The organism is Kitasatospora phosalacinea, from assembly GCF_030268885.1.
Taxonomy (GTDB): Bacteria; Actinomycetota; Actinomycetes; order Streptomycetales; family Streptomycetaceae; genus Kitasatospora; species Kitasatospora phosalacinea_C.
This window is the reverse complement of the sequence record NZ_BSSA01000010.1, coordinates 1-21,699: the sequence shown is the minus strand read 5'-3', so window position 1 is coordinate 21,699 and position 21,699 is coordinate 1. Positions and strand designations below refer to the sequence as shown.

Here is a 21,699-nt window from a genome sequence, read left to right as displayed (position 1 = left end):
CGTGTGCCACCGGTTGCGCCGCCCCGCCGGGTTCTGCCGGCAGCAGAGGGGCCGGGCGCGGCGGGGTCACGCCCCGGGGGGCTCAGCCGCGCCGCCGCGATGCGGCGGCGGCGATCAGGGCGGTGACGTGCTCCCGTTGGTCGTCCTCCCGGCGGGCGATGACGATCCGGCTCGGTCCGGCGTCGGGCACGGGGACGCACGCGACGCCCAGCGGCACGGGCGTGACGAGCGAGCGGGGCAGGACGGCGACGACGCGGCCGATCCTCACCAGGGCGGCGAGTTCGCCGGCGTCGGCGACCTCGGGACCGCTCCCGCCGCCGGGGACGCCCGGCCACCGCGGGAAGACCTCCTCGCCCAGGTCGGCCAGGGAGATGCTGTCGCGCCCGGCGAGCCGGTGGTTCTCGGGGAGGACGGCCACCCGGTCCTCGACGTGGAGGGTCTCGGTGGCCAGCCCGCCGAGGTCGTCGAACGGGGCGTAGAGCAGGCCCGCGTCGGCGCGCCCGTCGCGCAGGTGGTCGGTGCGGTCGGCGGCGCCGCTGAAGAGGATGTCGACCTGCCGGGCGCCGGGCTGCTCCGCGTAGGCGGCGAGGATCCCGGAGAGCAGGTTCGCGTCCCCTCCGGGTTTGATCACGAGCCGCAACGGTGCGTCGTCGGCGGCGCGCCGGGCGCTCTGCACGGCGGCCGACACCGCGTTCAGCGCGTGCCGTCCGTGCTCCAGCAGGGCGGCGCCCGCGGGCGTCAGCACGACGCTGCGGCTGGTGCGGTCGAAGAGCGTGACGCGCAGCCGGGCCTCGATGCGCTTGACGGTCTTCGACAGGGCGGGCTGCGCGACGGCGAGCCGTTCGGCGGCGCGGCCGAAGTGCAGCTCCTCGGCGACGGTGACGAAGTACCGCAGTTCCCTGACCTCCAGCAGATCCATTCCCCCAGGTTATCGAACACCTGCGGAAGATGTCTTGGACGCGGCTGGGGTTCCGCTGGTCAGATGGGGCCATGATGCAGCACACCATGTTCGTGAAGTTCACCGAACCGATTCCCGACGCCGAGCTGGACCAGTACCTCGCGGACCTCGAGAGGGCCGCGGAGGGCACCGGCGTGCTCCGGACCTTCGCCGCCCGGCGCCACGTCCCGGTCCCCGGCGAGGAGCAGATCCCGGCGTTCGTCGCCACCGTCGTCGTCCAGCTCGGCGTCGCCGACCTGGCGGCACTGGGGACGGTCTTCGCCGCGCCGGAGGTCGGCGAGGTCTTCGACGCGTGGCGCGCCCGCCACCCGTTCGAGGCGGCCTGGGCGAACCACGCGCCGCTGGCCTGAGCGGCGTCAGCGCCTCGGCCCGGGTGGGGAGCGGCATGGTGCCGGTGGGGCTGGAGGCCGTGGAGTCGGTCACCGAGACGTACAGGTTCTCCGTTCGCCCCTCCGGTGTGGAGAACCTCCCGGAGCACCGTGGGACGAGTGAAGGGAGGGAAAGACGGAGGACCACGCGGCCCACTGCCGCCCACCACCGCCATGGCCTGCGGGAACGGGCTCCACAGCCGCACTGTCCGGAAGGGTGGCTCGACTGCCTGCACGAGGTGGTCGACCCCGCCGTGCGGCTGGTGCCGGGACGGCCCGGGAGGCTTCGGTTCCCAGGTGCGGGTGCGTGGGCCGGGCTGTACTCGGGCTCGTGCCGACTGTCGCCGACCTGACGGGACACGGGACACCCGGCGTTGAGACGTCGACCCACCACCCCGGGGACACCTCAGGCAAGTGGCACACCGCGGTGGTCACCCTCCGTCGGCTCCGGCGCCATCGCGCTTCAAAGCTCGGCGGACACCCCCTGCGTCGGGTCGCCGCCGTGCAAGCTCGGTGGCGACCCGACGGAACGGTCGGTTCAGCAGTTTTCGGCTGCGGCCTTCAGGTGGCACACGACATCCGGGGTCCAGTGCGGGACCTCCGGCCAGTCGTGGTGGTCGCCCTGCACGGGAAGGGACTTGAGGACCGCTGCCATCCGGGCGGGCAGCCGCGGCGCGAGCCCCTCCTTGCAGCGGGCGAGTATGTCGGCGCGCACGCGGCGCGGCACCAGCGGCCGCTCGGGCGAAGGCATCCGCCACTGCGGTTGCGGCTCGTCGGCGAGCTTCTCCGCCTGGTGGCGCCAGAACTGCGCGTCCCGCGGTTCGCCCCGCGACTGGTGCCAGAACCACAGGCACGAGGCCGCGAGGTGGCTGCCGCCCCCGGCCGCGAACTCCCACCAGAACCGCGCCCCCTCCTCGTAGTCGGCAAGGTTCAGCAGCACCCCCAGCACCAGCGCTCCCTCGGGCCGCTCCACATCACTGTCCACCAGCTTGGTCAGCGTCGCGGCGGATGCCGGATTCGCCAGGATCAGCGAGCACAGCAGCTCCAGCTCGTGCCGGGCCTGGCGGTGCGCGAGGCGCAGCGGTGCGGGGGCCGCTTCCCGGCTGCGCTCCAGCACCACCTTCGCCGGCGCCCCCACCGACCACACCGCGGCGGACACCCCGCTCATGCGTCCCCCCGTCCCAGCTTCTCCTTCAGACCGTTCCTGGCGTGGCGGGCATTGGAGCGGACCGTCGAGACCGTGGAACCCAGGTAGGCCGCCACCACTGTCTCCGGCAGGCCCAGCAGGTAGCACAGGACGGTGACCTCCTGCTGGCGTTCGGGCAGCGACAGGATGGCCCTGTAGATTCCGCGCGGGCCCTCCCCGAGTCGCATCATCGCCCGCGCCTGCTCCCCCGCCGTCCGGATCGCCCGGTGCCGCTGATCCTCGGGCTTGCCCATGCCCCGGCCCATGCCCCTGCCGGCGTCCGGGGACGTGATTCCGAGCATCCTCCGGAGTCGGCCGCTGGCGCGGCGGTCGCGGGACCGTACCTCCGCGACCGTCGAGCCCAGGTGGTCCGCGACCTCCTGCTCCGACAGCCCCAGCAGGAAGCGCAGGACGACGACGTCCTGCTGGGATTCGGGCAGCGACAGGATCGCCGCGCAGACCGGACTCACGTCTTCCCCGGCCCTCAGATCCTGCCGCACGGCTTCCGCCTCCGCATCGATCTCCCGCCACTGGTGCCCGGACTCGCCGGTCCTCCCGTGCGCGTCCGGGGCCGCGGCTGCAAGCTTGCTCTCGAGCCGGTCCCGGGCGCGGCGGGCGGTGGAGCGGACCGTCCCGGTGGTGGATCCCAGGTAGGCCGCGACCGTCTGCTCCGGCAGGTCCAGTACGTACTGCAGGACGACGACGTCCTGCTGGCGTTCGGGCAGCGACAGGACCGCCTCGTAGATCCTCCTGTCGTCCTGCCCGGCCCGCACCGTCAGCCGCATGCGCTCCGCCGCCGTCCGGAACCACCGCTCCTGGGGCTCGCACACGTGTCCCCCGGCCTCCACGGCGGCGACCGCACGGGCGATCTCGACTTTCAGCACCCTCCACGCCTCGGCCATCGGCTCCGGTTCGCGCAGCAGCATCTGCCACTCGCCCCACAGCCAGTGGCGCAAGGCGTCCACCACCGCGCGAGCCCGTTCCTCCGAGAGCCGCCACACCTGCGCCGTGGCGAACCACGACTGTTCGTGCGTCTCGCAGAACGCGTCGAAGGTCAGCTGGTCACGCCGCTGCCCCACTACCAGACCGAGATCCGGGTCCACCGTTCTCCCTTTCCAGCGGGATGTGCTTCCCCGCTGACCGATCACGACCCGCGCCCCCCGACCCGCACGCCGATGCACTGGCAGAGGGAACTGATGTCCCCTCAGATTTCCATCTCATCGCATCGAAGGCCCTCTGGTGAAAACGGGTTTTCCCGAACATTCGCCGGTCAAAGTCCGCCGCCGTGTGAGCAGTTGGGATCATCACTCGACCTCATGCGCCGACCCGGCCCGCCCCGGTCCCGAGTCGGTCACAGGCTCGCGGGTGTCCTTCGCGCCCCGTCGGCTGGTTGCCCGCTGCACCAGTGGGGCATGATCTGATGAGCTCCGCGCCAGGGGGCGCCACCGCCCGCGCCACCCCCGGGTTCGGCACGGCAGACGAAGGACTCAGCGACCAGGGGGGAAGCGCGATGCCCGACGAAACCGCCCAGCAGCCACCGCAGATCGGGATCAACCTCGACATCCACCGGCCGCACTCGGCAAGGATGTACGACTACTACCTGGGCGGGGTGACCAACTTCCCCGCCGACCGCGAAGCCGCCGGCCGAGCCCTCGACGCCTTCCCCAACATCCGGATCGCCGCCCACGCCAACCGCGGCTTCATGCACCGCTCCATCCGCGCGATCGCCGCCCTCGGCGTCGATCAGTTCCTCGACGTCGGCACCGGCATCCCCACCTCGCCGAACCTCCACGAGATCGCACAACGCGTCAATCCCGCCGTTCGGGCCGTCTACGCCGACAACGACCCCATCGTCCTCACGCACGCGGAGGCACTCCTCAACAGCACCCCCGAGGGCCGTACCACCTACGTCCAGGGCGACGTCCGCGACCCCGGCACCATCCTGGACGCGGCTGCCGAGACCCTCGACCTCTCCCGCCCGGTCGCACTGAGCATGAACGCCCTGCTCCACTTCATCGCCGACCGCCCCGGCCACGGTGCCGCCGACATCGTCGCGGCCTTCACCGCCCGCCTCGCGCCCGGCAGCTACCTGGCCATAAGCCACTTCACCCCCGATTTCGAACCCGAGGCCACCGCCCGACTCGTCGAGGTGTACCGCAACTCCGGCACCGAGGCCCAGGCCCGCACCCGTGACGAGATCGCCGCCCTCTTCCACGGCTGGCGCGTCCTGGAGCCCGGCATCGTCTCCACCCCCCGCTGGCGCCCCGACGCCGACATCGTGACCGTCACCGACCAACAAGCCTCCTGCTACGCCGCCGTCGCCCGGCTCGACCGATCAGCTCCGACGCGACCAGTCTGACGGAGCTGCGGCCCCCCTGTGCAACACGGCCGGAAGGCGGCCCGACCCGGGCCCGTGGCGGATCGATCCACCCTCGGCCCGGTCCCGGCGTGCATGGCGGGCCGTCGGATCGCCGGTGGTGTTGACCTGGGTCCGGGGACGAGTGGGGTCCTCGCCCAGGCGCACCGGGCGGCCTCAGCGGCAGCATCGCGGTCGGACAGGCCAGGCCGGGCGGACCTGTTCGACCGCCTCGACAGAGACAGTCGCGTCGCTCATCAGGTTCTACTTCCTTGTCCGTCCCGGTACCGAGCTGTCCAGGTCAGCGGGGAACCTCAGCGGCGGCCTTCCCCGGTGACCTCGACGGTGGCCGTGCAGGTGACGGCCGTGGTGGCCCTCCCCTCGGGGGGCCGGTTACCGGGCAGCGGGCCGGTTGCGTGCCTCGACGGCCCTGAGCGTGGTCTTCAGGGCCTTCTCCAGGACGCCCTTGCCGACGGTGCCGAGCAGCAGGGCGACGAGACGGCCTCTGAGGTTCTTGCCTTCGCGGACCACCACGACGTCCAGTCGCGTCGACCCGTCGGGCAGCGGGGTGAAGGTGTAGGTGTGGCTGGAGGCGCCGCCCCAGACGTTGGAGTCGGTGGTGGTCATCACCACGCGGTGCGGGTCGGACCAGTCGTAGCGCAGCCGCTCCCAGATGCCGCCGGACCCCTCGGTGACGTCGGCGTGGTCGGCGCCCTCCTCGTGGACGCGCAGGGACTCGTCGGCGCTGTTGGGGAACAGTTCGCGGCGGCCCGGCGAGAAATCGGTGAGGCAGGCGACGAACTGTTCGGGGGTGACGAGGGTCCGCTCGGTGAATCGGATGGTGGCCATGGGGTGCTTCCTGCGCTCCTCTGATCGGTGATCGACTGCCCCGAGCCTCGCCGCGGACGGCGCCCGCTCGAGCCGGTGGCGGCCACTGGTGGACCCCGGGCCCGGACACGGGCCGGGTGCCTGCCCCGGGCCCGGCCCGTGTCCGGGGCAGGCACCCGGGTACCGGCCAGGGTTCGGCACGGGTGCGACGGGCCCGGGCTCCCGGGATCGTGAGCGGTGGCCGGGCCGCCCGGCCTCCTACCAGGCCCAGGAGTTGACGATGGTGGAATTCAAGATCGAGGTCGTGGTCGTCCCGGTGTCGGACGTCGACCGGTCCAAGGACTTCTACGAGCGGATCGGGTTCCGCGAGGACGTCGACTTCTGCGGCGACGACGGCTTCCGGGTCGTGCACCTGACTCCGCCCGGCTCCGCCGCTTCGCTGGTCATCGGCAGCGGGGTGACCGACGCGGCACCGGGCTCCGGGCACGGCGTGCACCTGGTCGTCGACGACGTCGTCGCGGCCCGTGCCGAGCTGGCGGCGGCCGGGGTCGAGGTGGGCGAGGTCTTCCACGACGCCGTCGGCGTCTTCCACCGGGCGGGCACGGCCGGCCGGGTCGCCGGTCCGCACCCGGAACGACAGTCGTACGGCTCGTTCGCGTCGTTCGCCGACCCGGACGGCAACACCTTCGTCCTGCAGGAGGTCACCACCCGCCGCCCCGGCCGGGTCGGCCACGTGGTGTACCGCTCCGCCGCGGAGGTCGAGGCGGCGCTGCGCGACGCGGCGCTCGCCCACGGCGTGCACGAGGCCGAACTCGGCCGGGCGGATCCGGACTGGCCCGCCTGGTACGCCGCGCACATGGCCCGGGCGGCCGGGCTGGGCAGCTGAGGGCGGAACCGGTGGGGTCGGGCACGCCCCGACCGGGCCCGGTCGGGGCGGTCGGAACGGGCCGCCGGATCCGGGTGACTCGGCGTCGTGCGGCCGGTGTGCCGGGGCGCCGTCGAAGAGGAGTGGAGGCGCCGTGCCGTCTCCGGAAAGGAACAGACATGATCAACAGGCGTGCGTTCACCAAGGCGGTCGGCCTCGGCGCGGGAGCCGCCGCGGTGTCGGCCGGCCTTCCGGCCACCGCGTCCGCGGCCCGCCCCGACCGCCGGGCTCCGGTCCTGCCGACCGTCGTCCCGGGCACCCACACCTCGTTCGCCGACCTGCAGCGGGTGCAGGCCGGCGTGCTCGACGTCGGCTACGCGGAACTCGGGCCGAAGGACGGGCCGGCCGTGGTCTGCCTGCACGGCTGGCCGTACGACATCCACAGCTTCGTCGACGTGGCACCGCTGCTGGCGGACGCCGGCTACCGCGTTGTCGTGCCCTACCTGCGGGGCCACGGCACCACCTCGTTCCTGTCCCCGACGACGGCCCGCAACGCGCAGCAGTCGGCGGTCGCGCTCGACACCGTCGCCCTGATGGACGCCCTGAAGATCCGCCGAGCGGTGCTGGCCGGCTTCGACTGGGGCTCGCGGACCGCCGACGTCGTCGCGGCGCTGTGGCCGGAGCGGGTCCGGGCGCTGGTGTCGGTGAGCGGCTACCTCGTCACCAACGTGCCCTCGCAGCACGACCCGCTGCCGCCGAAGGCCGAGCACACCTGGTGGTACCAGTACTACTTCGCCACCGACCGCGGCCGGGTCGCCATGGAGAACCCGCAGTACCGGCGCGACCTGTGCCGACTGGTGTGGGAGGAGACCTCTCCCACCTGGGCCTTCGACGACGCCACCTTCGCGCGCACCGCCACCGCGTTCGAGAACCCCGACTACGCCGCCGTCGTCATCCACAACTACCGCTGGCGGCTGGGCCTGGCCGACGGCGAGCGCCGCTACGACCGCTACGAGCAGCAGCTCGCCACCCGCCCGGCGATCACGGTCCCGACCATCACCCTGGACCCGGCCCTCGACCCGTTCCTGGCATCGACCGACGGCACCGGCTACCGGAAGTTCTTCACCGGGCCGTACGAGCACCGGGTGCTCGCCGGCACCGGCCACAACGCGCCGCAGGAGGCACCGACCGCGTTCGCCCAGGCCGTGGTGGACGCCGACCACCTGGCGGTGCGGAGGTGAGCCCGGAGGAGCGGGCGGTGGAGGCCCGCAGGGCCAGGTTCGGCACCCTCCCGGAACGGGTCGCCTTCACGGACATGGTCGAGGAAAGGCCGCCGGCGGACCGGCCGACGGGGACCTACGACCCCGACGGCTCCTCGGTGCGGTTCTCCTGCCTGGCCGCCGACCTCGGTCTCTGACCGCTCCCCGGTCCCGGGGCCTCCCTGCCGGGGCGAGGCCCGGTCCACGCCGCAGCGTTCCTGCCCGCGCCGGGCGGGACCGCACCACCGAGGCCGCCGCGCCGCGCTCCGCTCCGGCGGGTCACCGGACGGCGAACGCGCCCTCGATCTCGCGACGGGAGGAGATCCCCAACTTGGCGAACACCTTCCGCAGGTGCCACTCGACCGTGCGAGGGCTCAGGAACAGCTGCGCGCCGATCTCCGCGTTCGGGTGCCCGGTGGCCGCGAGCCGGGCGATCTGTGCCTCCTGCGGGGTGAGGACGGGGGCACCGGGGACGCGCCGGCGGACGGTCTCGCCGGTCGCCAGCAGCTCCCGGCGGGCCCGCTCCGCGAACGCCTCCACACCCATCGCGGTGAACGCCCCGTGCGCCGCGCGCAGTTCGTCGCGGGCCCGGGCCCGCCGGTTCTCGCGGCGCAGCCACTCGCCGAACAGCAGCCGGGCCCGGGCCTCGAGCACGCCGAGCCCACCCCCGCCGAAATGGCCGACGGCCTCCCGGTACCGGTCCTCGGCCCGCTCGGACGGGCCTGCCAGGGCGTCGGCGACGGCCAGCGCGCCGAGCGCCCAGGGCGTCCCGGCGGCGGCCCAACCGGTCAGCCGCTCGCGGGCGACGGCCGCGGCACCCGGTTCGCCGGCCCGGACCGCCGCCTCGACCAGTTCGAGGCACGTCCAGTTGTGCACCCCCAGGTCCCGGTGTTCGACACCGCGCAGAGCCGCCTCCGTCGCCTGCGGGTAGTTGCCCAAGCCGTTGTGGAGCACGGCCCGGGCGCAGGCGCCCATCGCGGTGAGCCGGCCGAGGCCGCGCCGCCCACCGTCCCGCTCCATCGCCTGGATCAGCTCCAGCGCCGGCCGTTCCCGCCCCCGGTAGGCGGTCAGCAGCGCGGTGGTGGCGGTGCGGGCCGCCGCTCCCGCGGCGCCCTCGACGGTGGACGCCTCGGCCAGCGCGTCCCACGCCTCCGGGAAGCGGCCTGCGTGGCCGAGAGCGGCCGCCCGGTGCGGCAGTGCCGTCGAGAGGGCTGACAGGGCGCCGGTCGTCCGGGCGGAGCGGACCACCCGGTCGGTGATGTCCGACCAGGCCGTCAGGTCGCCGAGTTCGACGGCGGCGTGGGCCGCCGGCCACAGCGCGGACGGGTCCGCGTCCGCGCTGAGGGTGCGCAGGGCGCGGGCCAGCAGGGGGAGGGCGGCGGCCGGACCGTCCGTGGCCCAGGTGACCAGGGCGGGCAGGAAGGCGTCGGTCGTGTCGTCGCCGGGCGGCAGGTCCCGGGCGGCGTCGGCAACCCGCCGCAGCCCGCCGTCACCGTGTCGACCGGCCCAGACCGCCGCGCCGAACGCCGCCAGGCAGGTCTTCCGTGCGGCAGCCGGGTCGAGGTCCCGGAGCCGGGCCGCCGCGTCCAGCAGCGGCAGCACCGCGCCGAGCCCCTGGTCGGTCGTCGCCGCCGCCTCGGCCCGCAGCCGGTGCGCGTCGGCCTGCTGCCGCCGGTCCAGCGGGCCCAGTTCGGCGGCGGCCACCAGGTCGGGCACCCGGGCCGCAGCGCCCGCGGCGAGATGTGCTCCGGCGGCGGCCAAGGCTCGGCGGGCCCGCTCGCCCGGGGCGGGGGTGAGCGCGGCGGCACGCTCCAGGAAGCAGGCGGCGGCGGCCCGGCCGCCGCGGGCCAGAGCCAGGTCGGCGGAGCGTTCGAGGGCCGCGGCGACGTCCTCGTCGGGGCCGACCGCGGCGTGCGCCCGGTGCCAGGCCCGCCGGTCCGGGTCGCGCTCGGCGTCAGTGGCCTCCGCGAGGGCCCGGTGCGCCGCCCGCAGGTCGGCGGCGTCCGCGCCGCGCCGGACCGCGGAACGCACCAGCGGGTGACGGAACCGCACGGTGGCGCCGAGGGTGATCAGGCCCGCGGCCTCGGCCGGGGCAACCGCCTCCAGGCCGATGCCCAGCAGGCGCAGCGCGTGCCACAGCAGCGGGCCGTCGCCGACCGGCTCGACCGCCGCGACCAGCAGCAGGGCGCGGGTGTCCTCCGGCAGCGCGTCGACCCGTAGCCGGAACCCGTCCTCCAGTCGGGTCGCCAACGGGCCGGTTCCCGGCCCGGCGAAGCCGAACGCCAGCTCGGCGGGCGACAGGTCGCGCGGCAGCTCCAGCAGCGCCAGCGGGTTCCCGCCGGTCTCGGCGACGATCCGGTCCCGCACCCGGGCGTCGACCGGGCCCGGCAGGACGCTGTCGAGCAGCGTCCTGGCGTCGGCGTCGGCCAGGCCGCGCAGTGAGAGCACCGGCAGGCCGGCGAACTCCTCGGCGCCGCCGCCGGTGCTCCGCTCTGTGAGGACCAGCGCCACCGACTCGGCGTCCAACCGGCGTCCGACGAACGCCAGGATCCGCAGCGACATCAGGTCAAGCCACTGCGCGTCGTCGACCAGGCACACCAGCGGCGAGGCGGCGGCGGCCTCGGCGAAGAGGCCGAGCACCGCGACACCGACCAGCAGCATCTCCGGTGCCTTCCCGGCACTCAGTCCGAAGGCAACCCTGAGCGCCTCCTGCTGCACCTCCGGCAGCCGGTCGAGCCGTGGCAGCAGCGGGGCGCACAGTCGCTGCAACGCCGAGTAGGCGAACTCGGACTCCGCTTCGACGCCCGCCGCGCGCACCACCTGCATCCGGGCGGCCCGCTCCGCGAACCGCTCCAGCAGGGCCGTCTTCCCGATCCCCGCTTCGCCCCGCAGCACCAGTACCCGGCTGCGCCCGTCCTGCACCTCCCGCAGCAGCCCGTCCAGTACTTCCGACTCCATCTCGCGCCCGACCAGTTGACGCGTCCCGCGTTCCATCGACTCACCTCCGGCCCGACGTCCTCCCGGAGGAGTTCCGTCCCATCCTACGAACCGCGTCCCGCCCCGCCCGCGCCCGATCCCCGTCGGCCACCACCGTCGTGATCCGCCGTCAGCCGCGGCCGCGCTCATCGCCTGGGTCGATCGTGGGCAGCCACCGCGTCGGGGCCGGACGGGCCGCAGGGTCGGGAAGCGCCGCAGCGGGGCGGGCAGGGCCACCGTCAGTTCCGTCGGGCCCTCGAAGCACCCGACGACCGGAGCTTCGGCGCCGCCCTCCCCGACGAGGACGAACTCGCCGACGCCGAGGAAGCGATCCGCTGCCTGACCGCCGTGCCCACCGGCACCGCGCCCGACACCTGACCCGGCACCGGCACCGGCACCAGCACCAGCACCAGCACCAGCACCAGCCGGACCGCTGCCCTCCGTCAGCTGCGGTCCTCCTCCGGAACGCCGAGTGCGCGCAGCAGGCGCTCCCGCAGTTCGGTGAATTCCGCGCTCCCGCGCCGTCCTGGGCCGGCGGGCCCGCCGAGGGGGAGGTCGAGGGAGAAGCGTCCGTCGGCGAGGACCAGGACCCGGTCGGCGAGCAGCAGGGCCTCGTCCACGTCGTGGGTGACCAGCAGGACGGCGGGCTGGTGGCGGGCGCAGAGGTTGCGCAGCAGGCTGTGCATCTGGATCCGGGTGAGCGCGTCGAGGGCGCCGAACGGCTCGTCGAGCAGCAGGAGTTCGGGGGAGCGGACCAGTGCCCGGGCCAGTGCGGCGCGTTGCGCCTCGCCACCGGAGAGCGTTCCGGGCCAGGCCCGTTCCTTGCCGGCGAGGCCGACCTCGGCGAGTGCCGCGCGGCCGCGGGCGAGCGCTGCGGCCCGCGGTCCGGGCAGGCCGAGCACCACGTTGTCGAGGACTCTGCTCCAGGGCAGCAGGCGGGCGTCCTGGAAGACTACGGCGCTGGGTTCGGGCACTTCGACCACGCCTCGGCCGGCAGCGGCGCCGTCGAGACCGCCCACTGCCCGCAGCAGGGTCGACTTGCCGGAGCCGCTGTGTCCGAGCAGGGCGGTGAACTCGCCCTTGGCGATGTCGAGTTCGATGTCGTCGAGGACGGTGCGCCCGCCGAAGGCGCGGTGGAGTCCGCGCAGTCGCACTCCTGGGACGGGGTCGGTCGGGGCGGTCAGCCCAGGGTGGTGCGCCATTGCAGTGCTCTCCGTTCCAGGAGTCGGACCAGGGTGTCGGAGGCCAGGCCGAGCAGGCCGTAGACCACCAGGCCGACCACGATGACGTCGGTCTGGCCGAAGGTGCGGGCCTGTTCCATCAGGTAGCCGATGCCGCTGGCGGCATTGATCTGTTCGCTGACGACCAGCACCAGCCAGGAGACGGTGACAGCGAGGCGCAGGCCGGTGAAGAAACCGGGCGCGGCGCCGGGCAGGGCGATCCGGCGGAGGAACTGGCGGCGGTTCAGGCCGACGGTGGCGGCGAGTTCGGCCCAGCGCAGGTCGAGGCCGGTGAGGGCGGCGTGAGTGTTGACGTAGATCGGGAAGAAGGTGCCGAGCGCCACCAGGATGATCTTGACTTCTTCGCCGATGCCGAACCAGAGGATGGCCAGCGGGACGAGGGCGAGGATCGGCAGGGCCCGGAACAGTTGCGCGGTGCCGTCGATCAGCGCTTCGCCCAGCCGGGACAGTCCGGCGAGCAGGGCGAGCAGGACGCCCGTGGTGGCGCCGAAGGCCAGTCCGAGGGCGGCGCGTTGCAGCGACACCCACAGGTGGTGCCCGAGCTGACCGCTGATCAGCAGTTCCCGGGCCTGCTGTCCGACCGCGCCCGGCGGGGCGAGCGTCTGCGGGTCCAGGATGCCGGTGACGGAGCAGAGTTGCCAGGTTGCGAGCAGCAGCAGCGGCCCGAGGGCACGGGCGAAGGGGATCCGCCGCCGCCCGCCCGGGCCTGGAACGCGCCTGCGCGGGGCGGACGGGGCTGCGGACGGGGTGCGGGCTTCGGTGGTGGCCATCGCTCAGCCCTTGGCCGCGGCGGCCTGGACGGCGTCGAAGCGGCGGTCGAAGGCGGTGGCGATGTCCAGCCTGCCGATCACCCCGGCGTCGGTCAGGACGTCGGTGACCTTCTGCAGCCGGGTGGCGGCGGTGGCGTAGTCGGGGATGGTGGCGGTGCCGTTGTTGGCGACCACGGCCTGTCCGACGGCGGCGGGCAGCTTCTGCGAGTCGACGTAGTAGGACTGCACCCAGGCGTCCTTGTGGGTGGTGATCCACAGTTCGGCGCGGGTGAAGCGGGCGGCCAGGTCGGCCAGCGCCGCGGCGGTGGCGTCGTCGGCGACGGCTCTGCCGGGGGCGATGAGCAGTTGCAGGCCGCTGGTGAGGCCCTTGTCGCCGTCGAGTTCGTGGGCGCCCTTGTCCTGGTAGGCGGTGCTGTACTTGCTGACCAGGGGCTCGGTGAGGGTGCCGGCGTCGACCTGGCCGGCGGCCAGCGCGGCGGGGATCTCCGGCGGGTTGAGCTTGACCAGGGTGACGTCGGCGGGCTTGAGCCCGGCGTTCTTCAGTGCGGTGAGGACGGCGGGCTGGAAGGTGGTGCCCTCGGTGTAGGCGATCTTCCTGCCCTTGAGGTCGGCGACGGTCCTCGCCGGGTTGCCGGGCGAGGTCCACAGGTGGACGGCGTCGGGACTGTTCTGCACCACGCCGACCACCCGGGCGTCCTGGCCGTGCGCCTGGGCGAACACCACGGGGGCGTCCGAGACGAAGCCGACGTCGGCGGCGCCGGCCCGGAAGGCCTCCAGTACGGCCGGTCCTCCCTGGAAGGAGGACCAGCTGACCTTGTACGGCAGGTCCTTGTCCTGCCCGGCGGCGGCCAGGGTGGTCTTCAGCAGGTCGTTCTGGTCGGCGATCCGCAGGGTGACCCCGGTCGGCACGACGGTGGGCAGCGGCTTGGCGGCGTCGACGGCCGGGGCCGTTGCGCCCGTGGTCGAGGAGCAGCCGGTGAGAAGCATCGCGGCGAGCACGGCGGTGCCGAGGGCGGAGACGGGCGGGCGGTGCGTGGGCATGGCGGAACTCCCGAACGGGCGGTCTGGGCAAGGGGGTGAGGTGGCCTCATGCTGGCCGCGACGCGCAGCCGGTGTCAACGAAATCTCGTAAATAACTTTCAATATTGCGGCTGGAATTGCGGAATTGTTGCATAGTGTTGCCTACTGCTACGCGATGAGCTGGGAAGATGGGAAGAAAGGTGAAACTTATTTACGACTTTGTGCGCCATCGCTAGGGTCACCTGCTGTGCGCTCCTGCTACCTCCTCGCCCCCGGCTCGCCCCTCCTCCCCCAGCTGCTCGACCGGGCCGCCGCGGCCGGACTGGACACCGTGGTGACCAGACTCGACGGGGTGACGCCCGGTTTCGCCGACATGGCCCGCGGCCGCGGCCTACGGGTGTACGGCAGCTTCGCCTGCTTCCGCGGCCCGGACGGGCCGTCGACCGTCGACCAGGACGGCCGGCCGTGGCAGCCGATGGAGTGGTACACCGGCGTCCGCCCCAACGACCCCGCCTGGAACGCCCGCCTGGCCGACCAGCTGGCCGCCGCACTGCACGCCGCCCCCGTGGACGGACTGCTGCTGGACTTCCTCCGCTGGCCGCTGCACTGGGAGTGGGAGCTGCGCCCCGGCGCCCGGCCCCGCTCCGCCTCCTACGACCCGGACACCCTGCGGCAGTTCGCCGAACTGACCGGCCACCACCCCCCGGGCACGGGCGCGACCGCCGCTCGCTGGATCGCCGCCCACCACCCCGCCGCCTGGACGGAGTTCCGCACCGCCGCCGTCACCCGCGCGGCCCGGCAGTTCGCCGCGGCAGCCCGCTCCGCCCGGCCCGGCCTTCCGGTCGGCGCGTTCCTGGTCCCCGCCGGCACCGAGGCCGAACGGCGCGCCCTGGTCGGCCAGGACGCCCGCGAACTCGCCCTTTTCCTCGACCTGTTGCTGCCGATGACCTACCACGCGATCCTGCACCGGCCGCTCGACTGGCCGGGCCGCACCGCCCAGGCCCTGGCCGCCGCCGTGCCGGCCGACACCGCCGTCGTCCCGGTCGTGCAGACCACCGCCGACGCCACCGCGGTGCTCGCCGCCCCCGCCGACTGGGGCAAGCCGTTCGACGCCGCCGAGTTCGCGGCCCTGCTCGACCTCACCGCGGCCGCCGGATCGGGCAGCATCTGCCTGTTCCCCGGCGAAGGCCTCGACCCCGACCGGTGGGACGTCCTCACCGACCGGGCGGCTCGCCCCCGGCCCTCGTCCCACCCCTTGGAAGGACCGTCCCGTGCCCGATGACCTGCTCACCCTGATCCGCCACCGCCGCGACCGGCTGCCGCCCGCCGAACGGGGCATCGCCGACCTGGTGTGCGCCGACCCCGGCCTCGCCGCCGAGCGGACCATCACCGAACTGGCCCGTGCCGCCGGTACCTCCGAGGCCACCGTGCACCGCTTCTGCCGGAGCCTCGACCTGCGCGGCTACGCCCAACTGCGGCTCGGCCTCGCCACCGAGGCCGAACGACTGCGCGCCGACACCCGGGCCGACCTCGATCTCGGCGCCGACCTGGGCCCCGACGACACCCCGGAACAACTGGTGCGCAAGGTCGGCCGGGCCAACGCGCGGGCCGCCGAGGAGACCGCCGCGGCCCTCGACCTGGACGTCCTCGCCGCGCTCGGCGACCGCGTCCGCGCCGCCCGCCGGATCCTGGTGGTCGGGGTCGGCTCCAGCGCCCTGGCCGCCCTGGACGCCACCCAGAAACTCCACCGCCTCGGCTACGCCTGCGTGTTCGCCAACGACGTGCACGACGCGCTGATGACCGCCGCCCTGCTGCAGCCCGGCGACCTCGCCCTCGGCATCAGCCACTCCGGCCGGCCCCGCGAGGTCGTCGAGGTCCTGGAGGAGGCCCGCGCCTCAGGAGCCGTCACCGCGGTGGTCACCAGTAACCCGCGCTCCCCCGCCGCCCAGCCCGCCGACCTGGTCCTGCTCACCGCCGCCCGCGAGACGACCTTCCGCAGCGGCGGCACCGCCTCCCGCACCGCCCAACTCACCGTCGTGGACGCCCTCTACGCCACCCTCGCCCAGCACGACCACGCCCGCATCCTCGACGGCCTGGAACGCGCCCACGACGCCGTCCGCCGCCACAGCCTGCGTCGCCCCCGCTGATCCCGTCCGTACGGAGCCCACCGATGTCCGCACTCCCCCGCCTCTTCGCCCTGCGCCGCGTCCTGCCCCTGTTGCTGGCCGCCACCGCCGCCCTGCTACCGCTCGCCCCGCAACCCGCGCACGCCGCGACCGGGTTCACCCTCTACGACGACACCGCGTACGCCACCGCGGTCGTCGGCCACGGCGCCGTCCCCGCCAACCTGGTGCCCAACCGGGTCTGCACCCCTCTGGTGGCCGGCGGCGCGCTGCCCGCCGAGGCCGACTGGAAGGCCCTGGTCGCCCAGTACGACACCCACGCCGACGCCCCGCTGGTGCTCGACTGCGAAAGCCTCTACCTCACCGGCACCGCCGCCACCGCCGCCGACCACCTGAACCGGCTCGCCACCCTGCAGTCCTGGGCCCGGCAGGTCGCCCCGAACCAGCTCATCGGCTGGTACGGCCTGTTGGGCAACACCGCCACCGCCCACCAGGGCCTCTACCGGCAGCTGATCGCCCAGGACCGGAACACCGCGTTCTTCCCGTCCGCGTACACCTACGCCACCGGCTACGACAGCTGGCTCGCCACCCTGAAGGCCAACCTCGCCACCGCCGCGCAGATCGACCCCGCGCTGCCCGTCCTCCCCTACATCTGGCCGCAGTACCACGACGGCACCGGCGCCCTCTCGCTCACCTGGGTCCCGGCCGCCCAGTTCGCCTTCCAACTCGCCGCCCTGCACGACCTCGGCCTGCCCGGCGCCGTGATCTGGGGCGGTTCCAACCCGGCCGTCTGCGACGCCGCCTGCCAGAACGGCGCGGGCAGCCAGGGCTGGCTCCCCGCCACCCGGGCCTTCCTGGACTGGTCCGCCTCCACCGAGGCGACCGCCCCCGACCTCGCCCTCGCCCGCCCGGTCACCGCCTCCAGCAGCTACAACTCCACCCTGCTGCCCGGCAACGCCGTGGACGGCGACCCGTCCACCCGGTGGGCCAGCGCCTATGCCGACCAGCAGGCCCTCACCGTGGACCTGGGAGCGACGACCGCTGTCGAGGGCGTCCGGCTGGTGTGGAACACCGGCTACGGCACCGCCTACCAGGTCCAGCTCTCCACCGACGGCACCACCTGGACCACCGTGTACACCACCACGACCGGCCCCGGCGGCGTCGAGTACCTCACCGGCCTGCACGGCACCGGGCGCTACCTGCGCCTGGCCCTGACCACCCGGGCCAGCGCCTACGCCTTCTCGCTCTGGAGCGTCAATGCCTACGCCGTCTGATCCGGGGTCCGGCACCGGCCTGATGCCGCCGACCGAGGCGCCCCACCCCCTCAGCGCGGAACTCGACACCCTCGACACCCCGGAGCTGCTGCGGCTGATCAACGACGAGGACGCCACGGTGGCCGCTGCGGTGCGGACCGCGCTGCCCCAGCTGGCGCGGCTGGTCGAGGCCGGCGTCGAGGCGCTGTCCCGCGGCGGCCGGGTGCACTACTACGGCGCGGGCGCCGGTGGCCGGATCGCGCTCGGCGACGCCCTGGAACTCGGCCCGACCTACGGGATCGGCCCGGAGACCGTGCTCGCCCACCTGGCGGGCGGCCCGGCCGCCGCGGCGCGGGCCGCCGAGGACGCCGAGGACTCCGTCCCGGACCCGGCCGACCCCGACCGGCCGGTCGCCGGCGACCTGGCCATCGGCGTCACCGCCAGCGGCCGCACCCCGTACGTCCTCGGCGCACTCGCCGCCGCCCGCGCGGCCGGCGCCACCACCGCCCTGCTGTCGGGGGATCCGGCCGCACCCGCCGCCGCCCACGCCGACCTGCACGTGCTGCTCGCCACCGGACCCGAAGTCATCACCGGCTCCACCCGGATGAAGGCCGGCACCGCGCAGAAACTCGCCCTCAACGCCTTCTCCACCGCCCTGATGGTCCGCACCGGCCGCACCTGGTCGAACCTGATGGTCACCGCCTCCGCCCGCAACGGGAAACTGCGCGACCGCGCGGTGCGCACGTTGGTGACGGCCTGTCAGTCCACCCCGGAGCAGGCCGCCGGCTGCTTGGACCGGTGCGCCGGGGAGACCGCCACCGCCCTGGTCGCGCTCAGCACCGGGGCCTCACCCGTGCGGTCCCGAACCGCGTTGGCCGCACACGGCGGGCGCCCGTTCGCCGCCATCCGCGCGCTGGTCGAGGAACAGCGGTGACCCCGACGGCCCTCCACCTCGGGATCGACGCCGGCGGCAGCCGCACCCGGGCCGTGCTGCTCGACGCCGCCGGCAGGGCCGTCGGCCGCGGCGAGGGCCCCGGCGCCAACCCGGCCGGGGCAGGTACGGCCCCGGCCGCCGTCCGGCTCGCGGCCACCGCCTCGGCGGCACTCGGCGACCGGCCGCCGGGCGCGGTCACCGCTTGCCTGATCGGACTGGCCGGTCACCGGGCACTGGCCGACCCCGCCGCCTTCGCCGACCGGTTCCGACGGGCGCTTCGCCTGGAGGCCCCGGTGCTGCTGGTTCCGGATGCCGTCCCCGCGCTCGGGACCGCCGCCCCGACCGGGACCGACGGCACGGTGCTGGTTGCCGGAACCGGCGCGGTCTGCGTCCGGGTCGCCGGGCTGCGGGCCGTGGCCGCCAACGGCGGGCTCGGCTGGCTGCTGGGCGACGAGGGCAGCGGCTGGTGGATCGGCCGTGAGGCCGTCCGACGCGCCCACGCGCAGCCCGACGGCGCCCTCGGGAGCCTGGTCCGCGCCCACTGCGCGGCCGGAAGCTCCGACGAACTGCTGCGCTGGGCGTACGACGGGCCACCGCGTGGACTGGCCGCCCTCGCCGCCCCCGTCTGCCGACTGGCCGCAACGGGCGAGCCGACCGCCCGGGCGATCACCGACACCGCCGCCGACCACCTGGCCGCCCTGGCCCGCGCCACCGCCCGTCCGGGGCAGCCCCTGGTACTCAGCGGCTCGGTCGCCACCGCCGACGGCCCCGTCCGCACCCGGCTGCTGCACCTGCTCGCCGACCTCGACCCCCTGCTGCCCCGCACCGACCCCGCCACAGCAGCCGCCCGCCTCGCCGCGAACGCGGCGTGCCACGACCTTCCCGCCCTCTGAACCCTTCAGGAACCGGCTGACCGTAGCCGCCCGGCAGGCCCACCTGCCCGGCGGCTGCTCCCCCACCGAGCTCGACGACGTTGCGCGGGCAGGGGGCCGCCCGGTCGAACACGGGCGGGCGGCCGCGTCCGTCGCAGGCCAGGTGGACCTCGGTGCTCAGTCCGCCTCGGGACCGGCCGAGGACGTGACCTGCCGTTTCGCCCCCGCCGGCTGCCCCCTTTTTGCCGCCTGCGGCGCGCTGGTGGGCGCGGACGATTGCGGAGTCGACCGACACGAGCCAGTCGATGTCCCCGACCGCGTCCTTCTCGGCCTGGACCTGCCGGAGCATCCGGGAGAAGGTGCCGTCCAGCGCCCACCGGCGGAACCGGGTGCAGAGGGTCTGCCGGGAGCCGTAGCGTGCCGGAACGTCCCGCCAGGCCGATCCGGTCCACACCTTCCAGACGATCCCGTTCAGTGCCAACCGGTCGTCCGACCGCGGCCGGCCGCCCGGCCGGCGGTCCCCGAACTCGGCAGGAACCGCGACAGCACGGCCCACTCGGCATCCGACAGCTCATGACGACGCATCACAAGGTCGCGGGGCCGCTCCGGCCGGGTGGCGCGCCCTGGAGTTCCGCCCTCCGGGTCCGACCGACGGGGTGTCGGTGGCTCAGGGGTGCGGCTGGTCGAGGTGCCAGTGGTCGAGTCGGTCGTCGTCGGGGGTGAGCCAGCTGCTGTCGGGCAGGGGGACGACGTCGGGGCCTGCGGGGCGCGGGTAGGTGATCTCGGCGAGCGGCTGCAGGGTGGCGGCGTCGATGAGGAAGTGGCGGGTCTCTTCCGCCCATTCCTCGTCGGCGACAGCGGCCAGGATGCGGCTGTCGCCGAGGAGGACGGGGCGTCCGACGAAGAGCTGGTCCTCGTCCTCGGTGAGGTGTTCGACGGGCAGTTCCCGCTCCGCGGTGGGGAGGTGGTCGTCGCCGAGGGTGCGGAGGGTGAGGTGGGCGCCGCCGCGTTCGAGGGTGAGGAGGTGCCGGCCGACGGGGTCGACGTCGGTGACCGGCTCGTCCTTGGTGTCGAGTTCGGTGGTGTGCAGGGTGGTGCCGTCGAAGACGGCGACGTAGGTGAGTGCGTCGTCCTGCCCCTGGCCGGCCGAGACGATCAGCTGGCCCGAGCCTTCGAGGGGTTGCCGGATCTCGTAGATCGCGGAGGCGGCGGTGAGGGGGCGGGAGGCGGCGGGTGCTCCGGTGGCGGAGTCGAGCACGACCAGGAGGTCGCCCTCGTAGCCGCCTGCGGTGACGGTCCCGGGGACGACGGCGATCAGGTGGCGTCCGTCGGCGGTGAACGCGCAGGCGCCGCGGCCGCTGCCGTTGTCGGCCGACCACGGGTCGTGCGGGTGGCTCCAGCGGGCGTTGCCCTCTGCGTCGAGGAGGGTGACGGCGCTGTCGCCGCAGACGGCGAAGGCGGTGCCGCCGGGGGCGGGCGTGGTGTAGCCGCGGTAGTCGCCGGTCGGGTCGGGGAACCTGACGACCTGCCCGGTGCCGTCGGCACGGCGGACGAGGGTGTCGCCGTCCTCCCGGGTGACGAGCCAGATGTCGCCGTGGCGGGTCTGCCAGGCGTCGGTCCAGCCGAGGGCTTCGGCGATACCGGGGCAGGGAAGGTCTGCGGCGGCCTGCGGGGTGAGCGGTGCGATGGTCATGGTTCCCTGGTCGTGTCGGTGGGTGCGGCGCGGTGAGGGGCTGTCACATCTTGCCAGGCCAGTAGAACTGGCGGCGGTGCGTGCCGTGTTCCTTCGGGTGGATCGGGCCGTCCATCCGGCCGCCGGTGCCTCTGACGATGGGCGCGCAGAAGTCCGTGCAGACGCTGCGGGAGGCGCCGCCGTGCGTCGGCTCCCAGCTCGACCCGCCGTTCGCGCGGTGCATCCGGTCGAAGAAGAGCAGCAGGTTCTGTTCGGCGTGGCCGCCCTTCTCGCCCTTGGCGACCTTCATGTACTGGTCGTTGGGGAGGGGGATGGCTCCGAGTTTCACGGCGAGGTCGCGCTGGGCGGGTGTGAGCTTGGCCTTGCTGGTGCCGGCGACGAACACCTTCGGGCCGTGCGGGGTGTCGACGTGGATCGCCGCCACCGTCTGGCCCTCCTGCCCGCGGGGGGAGAGCACCTTGTTGATCTTCATGGCCATGTCCTCGAGCGCCTGCATGCAGGGGGCCAGGCCCAGCGGGTCGGCCCAGGTCTGCGGGTTGTGGACGTAGGAGTAGGGGTCGGGCGCGGGGTCCAGGCCCAGCGGATCGGGCGTCAGGTAGCGGCCGGTGAGCGGCTCGTAGTAGCGGTACAGGTTGTAGTGCAGCCCCGACTCGGTGTCGCGGTACTGGCCGGGGAAGGCGAGGGGGCATCCGGGGCCGTCCGCCTGTTCGAGGGGGACGCCCCACAGGGTGGTGCGGGAGCGCCAGGCCACGTCCCCGTTCTCGTCGACGAGTTCGGTGGGGGTGCCGACGAGGTCGGTGACGATGGCGTAGAAGCGGGCGTCGACGACGTCCTGGGGCGCGGAGCGCAGCGGGTGGCTGTGCTCGCTCTGGGATGCTCCTATGGACGTCAAGCTGCAGGAGCGAGGTCGGTCTGGTTGATGCGTTGGGTTGTCGGTGTCCTGGTGAGGGCGCGGTAGATCTCGCGGGCGACGAAGCGCTTGAGGCATCGCATGATG

Annotated in this window: 19 protein-coding genes and 2 pseudogenes; 10 read left to right on the top strand and 11 right to left on the bottom strand. The window is 74.2% G+C overall.

From position 1 onward, the window contains the following. Positions 1–82: 82 nt before the first annotated feature. Positions 83–919 carry a LysR family transcriptional regulator gene (locus tag QSK52_RS16415; protein ID WP_285736811.1) on the bottom strand — a complete coding sequence of 279 codons (837 nt, stop codon included), beginning with the start codon at positions 917–919 and terminating at the stop codon, positions 83–85. A 71-nt stretch (positions 920–990) separates the two neighbouring features. Between QSK52_RS16415 and QSK52_RS16410 the strand changes: the two genes are divergently transcribed. Continuing rightward, positions 991–1,308, top strand: coding sequence for a hypothetical protein (locus QSK52_RS16410; RefSeq protein ID WP_285736810.1), 318 nt, complete (start codon positions 991–993; stop codon positions 1,306–1,308). Between the two features lie 556 nt (positions 1,309–1,864). On the opposite strand, the gene QSK52_RS16405 is transcribed toward QSK52_RS16410, so the two are convergent. After that, positions 1,865–2,494, bottom strand: a complete 630-nt coding sequence (locus tag QSK52_RS16405) for a hypothetical protein (protein WP_285736809.1) — start codon at positions 2,492–2,494, stop codon at positions 1,865–1,867. Continuing rightward, positions 2,491–3,615: a sigma factor-like helix-turn-helix DNA-binding protein gene (locus QSK52_RS16400; protein WP_285736808.1), complete on the bottom strand. Its 1,125-nt coding sequence runs from the start codon at positions 3,613–3,615 to the stop codon at positions 2,491–2,493. Before QSK52_RS16400 ends, QSK52_RS16405 begins: the two co-directional genes overlap by 4 nt. Before the next feature lie 407 nt (positions 3,616–4,022). Here QSK52_RS16400 and QSK52_RS16395 point away from each other — a divergent pair, with 407 nt between their 5' ends. Then, positions 4,023–4,871, top strand: a complete 849-nt coding sequence (locus QSK52_RS16395) for an SAM-dependent methyltransferase (protein WP_285736807.1) — start codon at positions 4,023–4,025, stop codon at positions 4,869–4,871. Between the two features lie 390 nt (positions 4,872–5,261). On the opposite strand, the gene QSK52_RS16390 is transcribed toward QSK52_RS16395, so the two are convergent. Beyond that, positions 5,262–5,717 (bottom strand): SRPBCC family protein, encoded by a 456-nt coding sequence (locus tag QSK52_RS16390; RefSeq protein ID WP_285736806.1) that lies wholly within the window; start codon positions 5,715–5,717, stop codon positions 5,262–5,264. Positions 5,718–5,976: 259 nt separating this feature from the next. Here QSK52_RS16390 and QSK52_RS16385 point away from each other — a divergent pair, with 259 nt between their 5' ends. The 3 genes from QSK52_RS16385 (at position 5,977) to QSK52_RS16375 (ending at position 7,978) form a co-directional block, all read left to right on the top strand. After that, positions 5,977–6,582 carry a VOC family protein gene (locus QSK52_RS16385; RefSeq protein WP_352230289.1) on the top strand — a complete coding sequence of 202 codons (606 nt, stop codon included), beginning with the start codon at positions 5,977–5,979 and terminating at the stop codon, positions 6,580–6,582. 158 nt (positions 6,583–6,740) lie between these two features. Continuing rightward, complete coding sequence (locus tag QSK52_RS16380) at positions 6,741–7,802, top strand: alpha/beta fold hydrolase (RefSeq protein WP_285736805.1); 1,062 nt, start codon at positions 6,741–6,743, stop codon at positions 7,800–7,802. Positions 7,803–7,819: 17 nt separating this feature from the next. Continuing rightward, a complete protein-coding gene (locus QSK52_RS16375) occupies positions 7,820–7,978 on the top strand; it encodes a hypothetical protein (protein WP_285736804.1) in 159 nt (52 codons plus the stop codon). Between the two features lie 121 nt (positions 7,979–8,099). Here the strand turns inward: QSK52_RS16375 and QSK52_RS16370 are convergent, their stop codons facing one another. The 4 genes from QSK52_RS16370 to QSK52_RS16355 form a co-directional block, all read right to left on the bottom strand. Beyond that, positions 8,100–10,814 (bottom strand): ATP-binding protein, encoded by a 2,715-nt coding sequence (locus QSK52_RS16370; protein WP_285736803.1) that lies wholly within the window; start codon positions 10,812–10,814, stop codon positions 8,100–8,102. A gap of 425 nt (positions 10,815–11,239) precedes the next feature. After that, positions 11,240–11,998 carry an ABC transporter ATP-binding protein gene (locus QSK52_RS16365; protein ID WP_285736802.1) on the bottom strand — a complete coding sequence of 253 codons (759 nt, stop codon included), beginning with the start codon at positions 11,996–11,998 and terminating at the stop codon, positions 11,240–11,242. Then, entirely contained in the window at positions 11,977–12,807 is an 831-nt protein-coding gene (locus QSK52_RS16360; RefSeq protein WP_285736801.1) for an ABC transporter permease, read from the bottom strand. The genes QSK52_RS16365 and QSK52_RS16360 overlap by 22 nt, the downstream gene beginning before the upstream one ends. 3 nt (positions 12,808–12,810) lie before the next feature. Next, entirely contained in the window at positions 12,811–13,848 is a 1,038-nt protein-coding gene (locus QSK52_RS16355) for an ABC transporter substrate-binding protein (RefSeq protein ID WP_285736800.1), read from the bottom strand. Between the two features lie 226 nt (positions 13,849–14,074). On the opposite strand from QSK52_RS16355, the gene QSK52_RS16350 reads away from it, so the two are divergent. Genes QSK52_RS16350 through QSK52_RS16330 form a run of 5 tightly spaced genes read left to right on the top strand, consistent with a single transcriptional unit; the run spans position 14,075 to position 19,030 of the window. After that, on the top strand, positions 14,075–15,109 hold the full coding sequence (locus tag QSK52_RS16350) for a hypothetical protein (RefSeq protein ID WP_285736799.1): 1,035 nt from the start codon (positions 14,075–14,077) through the stop codon (positions 15,107–15,109). Beyond that, positions 15,099–15,974 (top strand): MurR/RpiR family transcriptional regulator, encoded by an 876-nt coding sequence (locus tag QSK52_RS16345; RefSeq protein ID WP_285736798.1) that lies wholly within the window; start codon positions 15,099–15,101, stop codon positions 15,972–15,974. Before QSK52_RS16350 ends, QSK52_RS16345 begins: the two co-directional genes overlap by 11 nt. A 23-nt stretch (positions 15,975–15,997) precedes the next feature. Then, positions 15,998–17,224, top strand: coding sequence for a discoidin domain-containing protein (locus QSK52_RS16340; RefSeq protein WP_285736797.1), 1,227 nt, complete (start codon positions 15,998–16,000; stop codon positions 17,222–17,224). Beyond that, positions 17,208–18,137 carry an N-acetylmuramic acid 6-phosphate etherase gene (locus QSK52_RS16335; RefSeq protein ID WP_285736796.1) on the top strand — a complete coding sequence of 310 codons (930 nt, stop codon included), beginning with the start codon at positions 17,208–17,210 and terminating at the stop codon, positions 18,135–18,137. The genes QSK52_RS16340 and QSK52_RS16335 overlap by 17 nt, the downstream gene beginning before the upstream one ends. After that, on the top strand, positions 18,134–19,030 hold the full coding sequence (locus tag QSK52_RS16330) for an N-acetylglucosamine kinase (protein WP_285736795.1): 897 nt from the start codon (positions 18,134–18,136) through the stop codon (positions 19,028–19,030). Before QSK52_RS16335 ends, QSK52_RS16330 begins: the two co-directional genes overlap by 4 nt. A 127-nt stretch (positions 19,031–19,157) precedes the next feature. Here QSK52_RS16330 and QSK52_RS39450 read toward each other — a convergent pair. The 3 genes and pseudogenes from QSK52_RS39450 to QSK52_RS16320 all read right to left on the bottom strand — a co-directional run. After that, a pseudogene (locus QSK52_RS39450) lies at positions 19,158–19,565 on the bottom strand (IS5 family transposase); the annotation flags it as partial. 111 nt (positions 19,566–19,676) lie between these two features. Further along, positions 19,677–20,702 carry a hypothetical protein gene (locus QSK52_RS16325; protein WP_285736794.1) on the bottom strand — a complete coding sequence of 342 codons (1,026 nt, stop codon included), beginning with the start codon at positions 20,700–20,702 and terminating at the stop codon, positions 19,677–19,679. 487 nt (positions 20,703–21,189) lie between these two features. Further along, positions 21,190–21,552 (bottom strand): annotated as a pseudogene (locus QSK52_RS16320) (RHS repeat-associated core domain-containing protein); the annotation flags it as partial. Between the last annotated feature and the right edge of the window lie 147 nt (positions 21,553–21,699).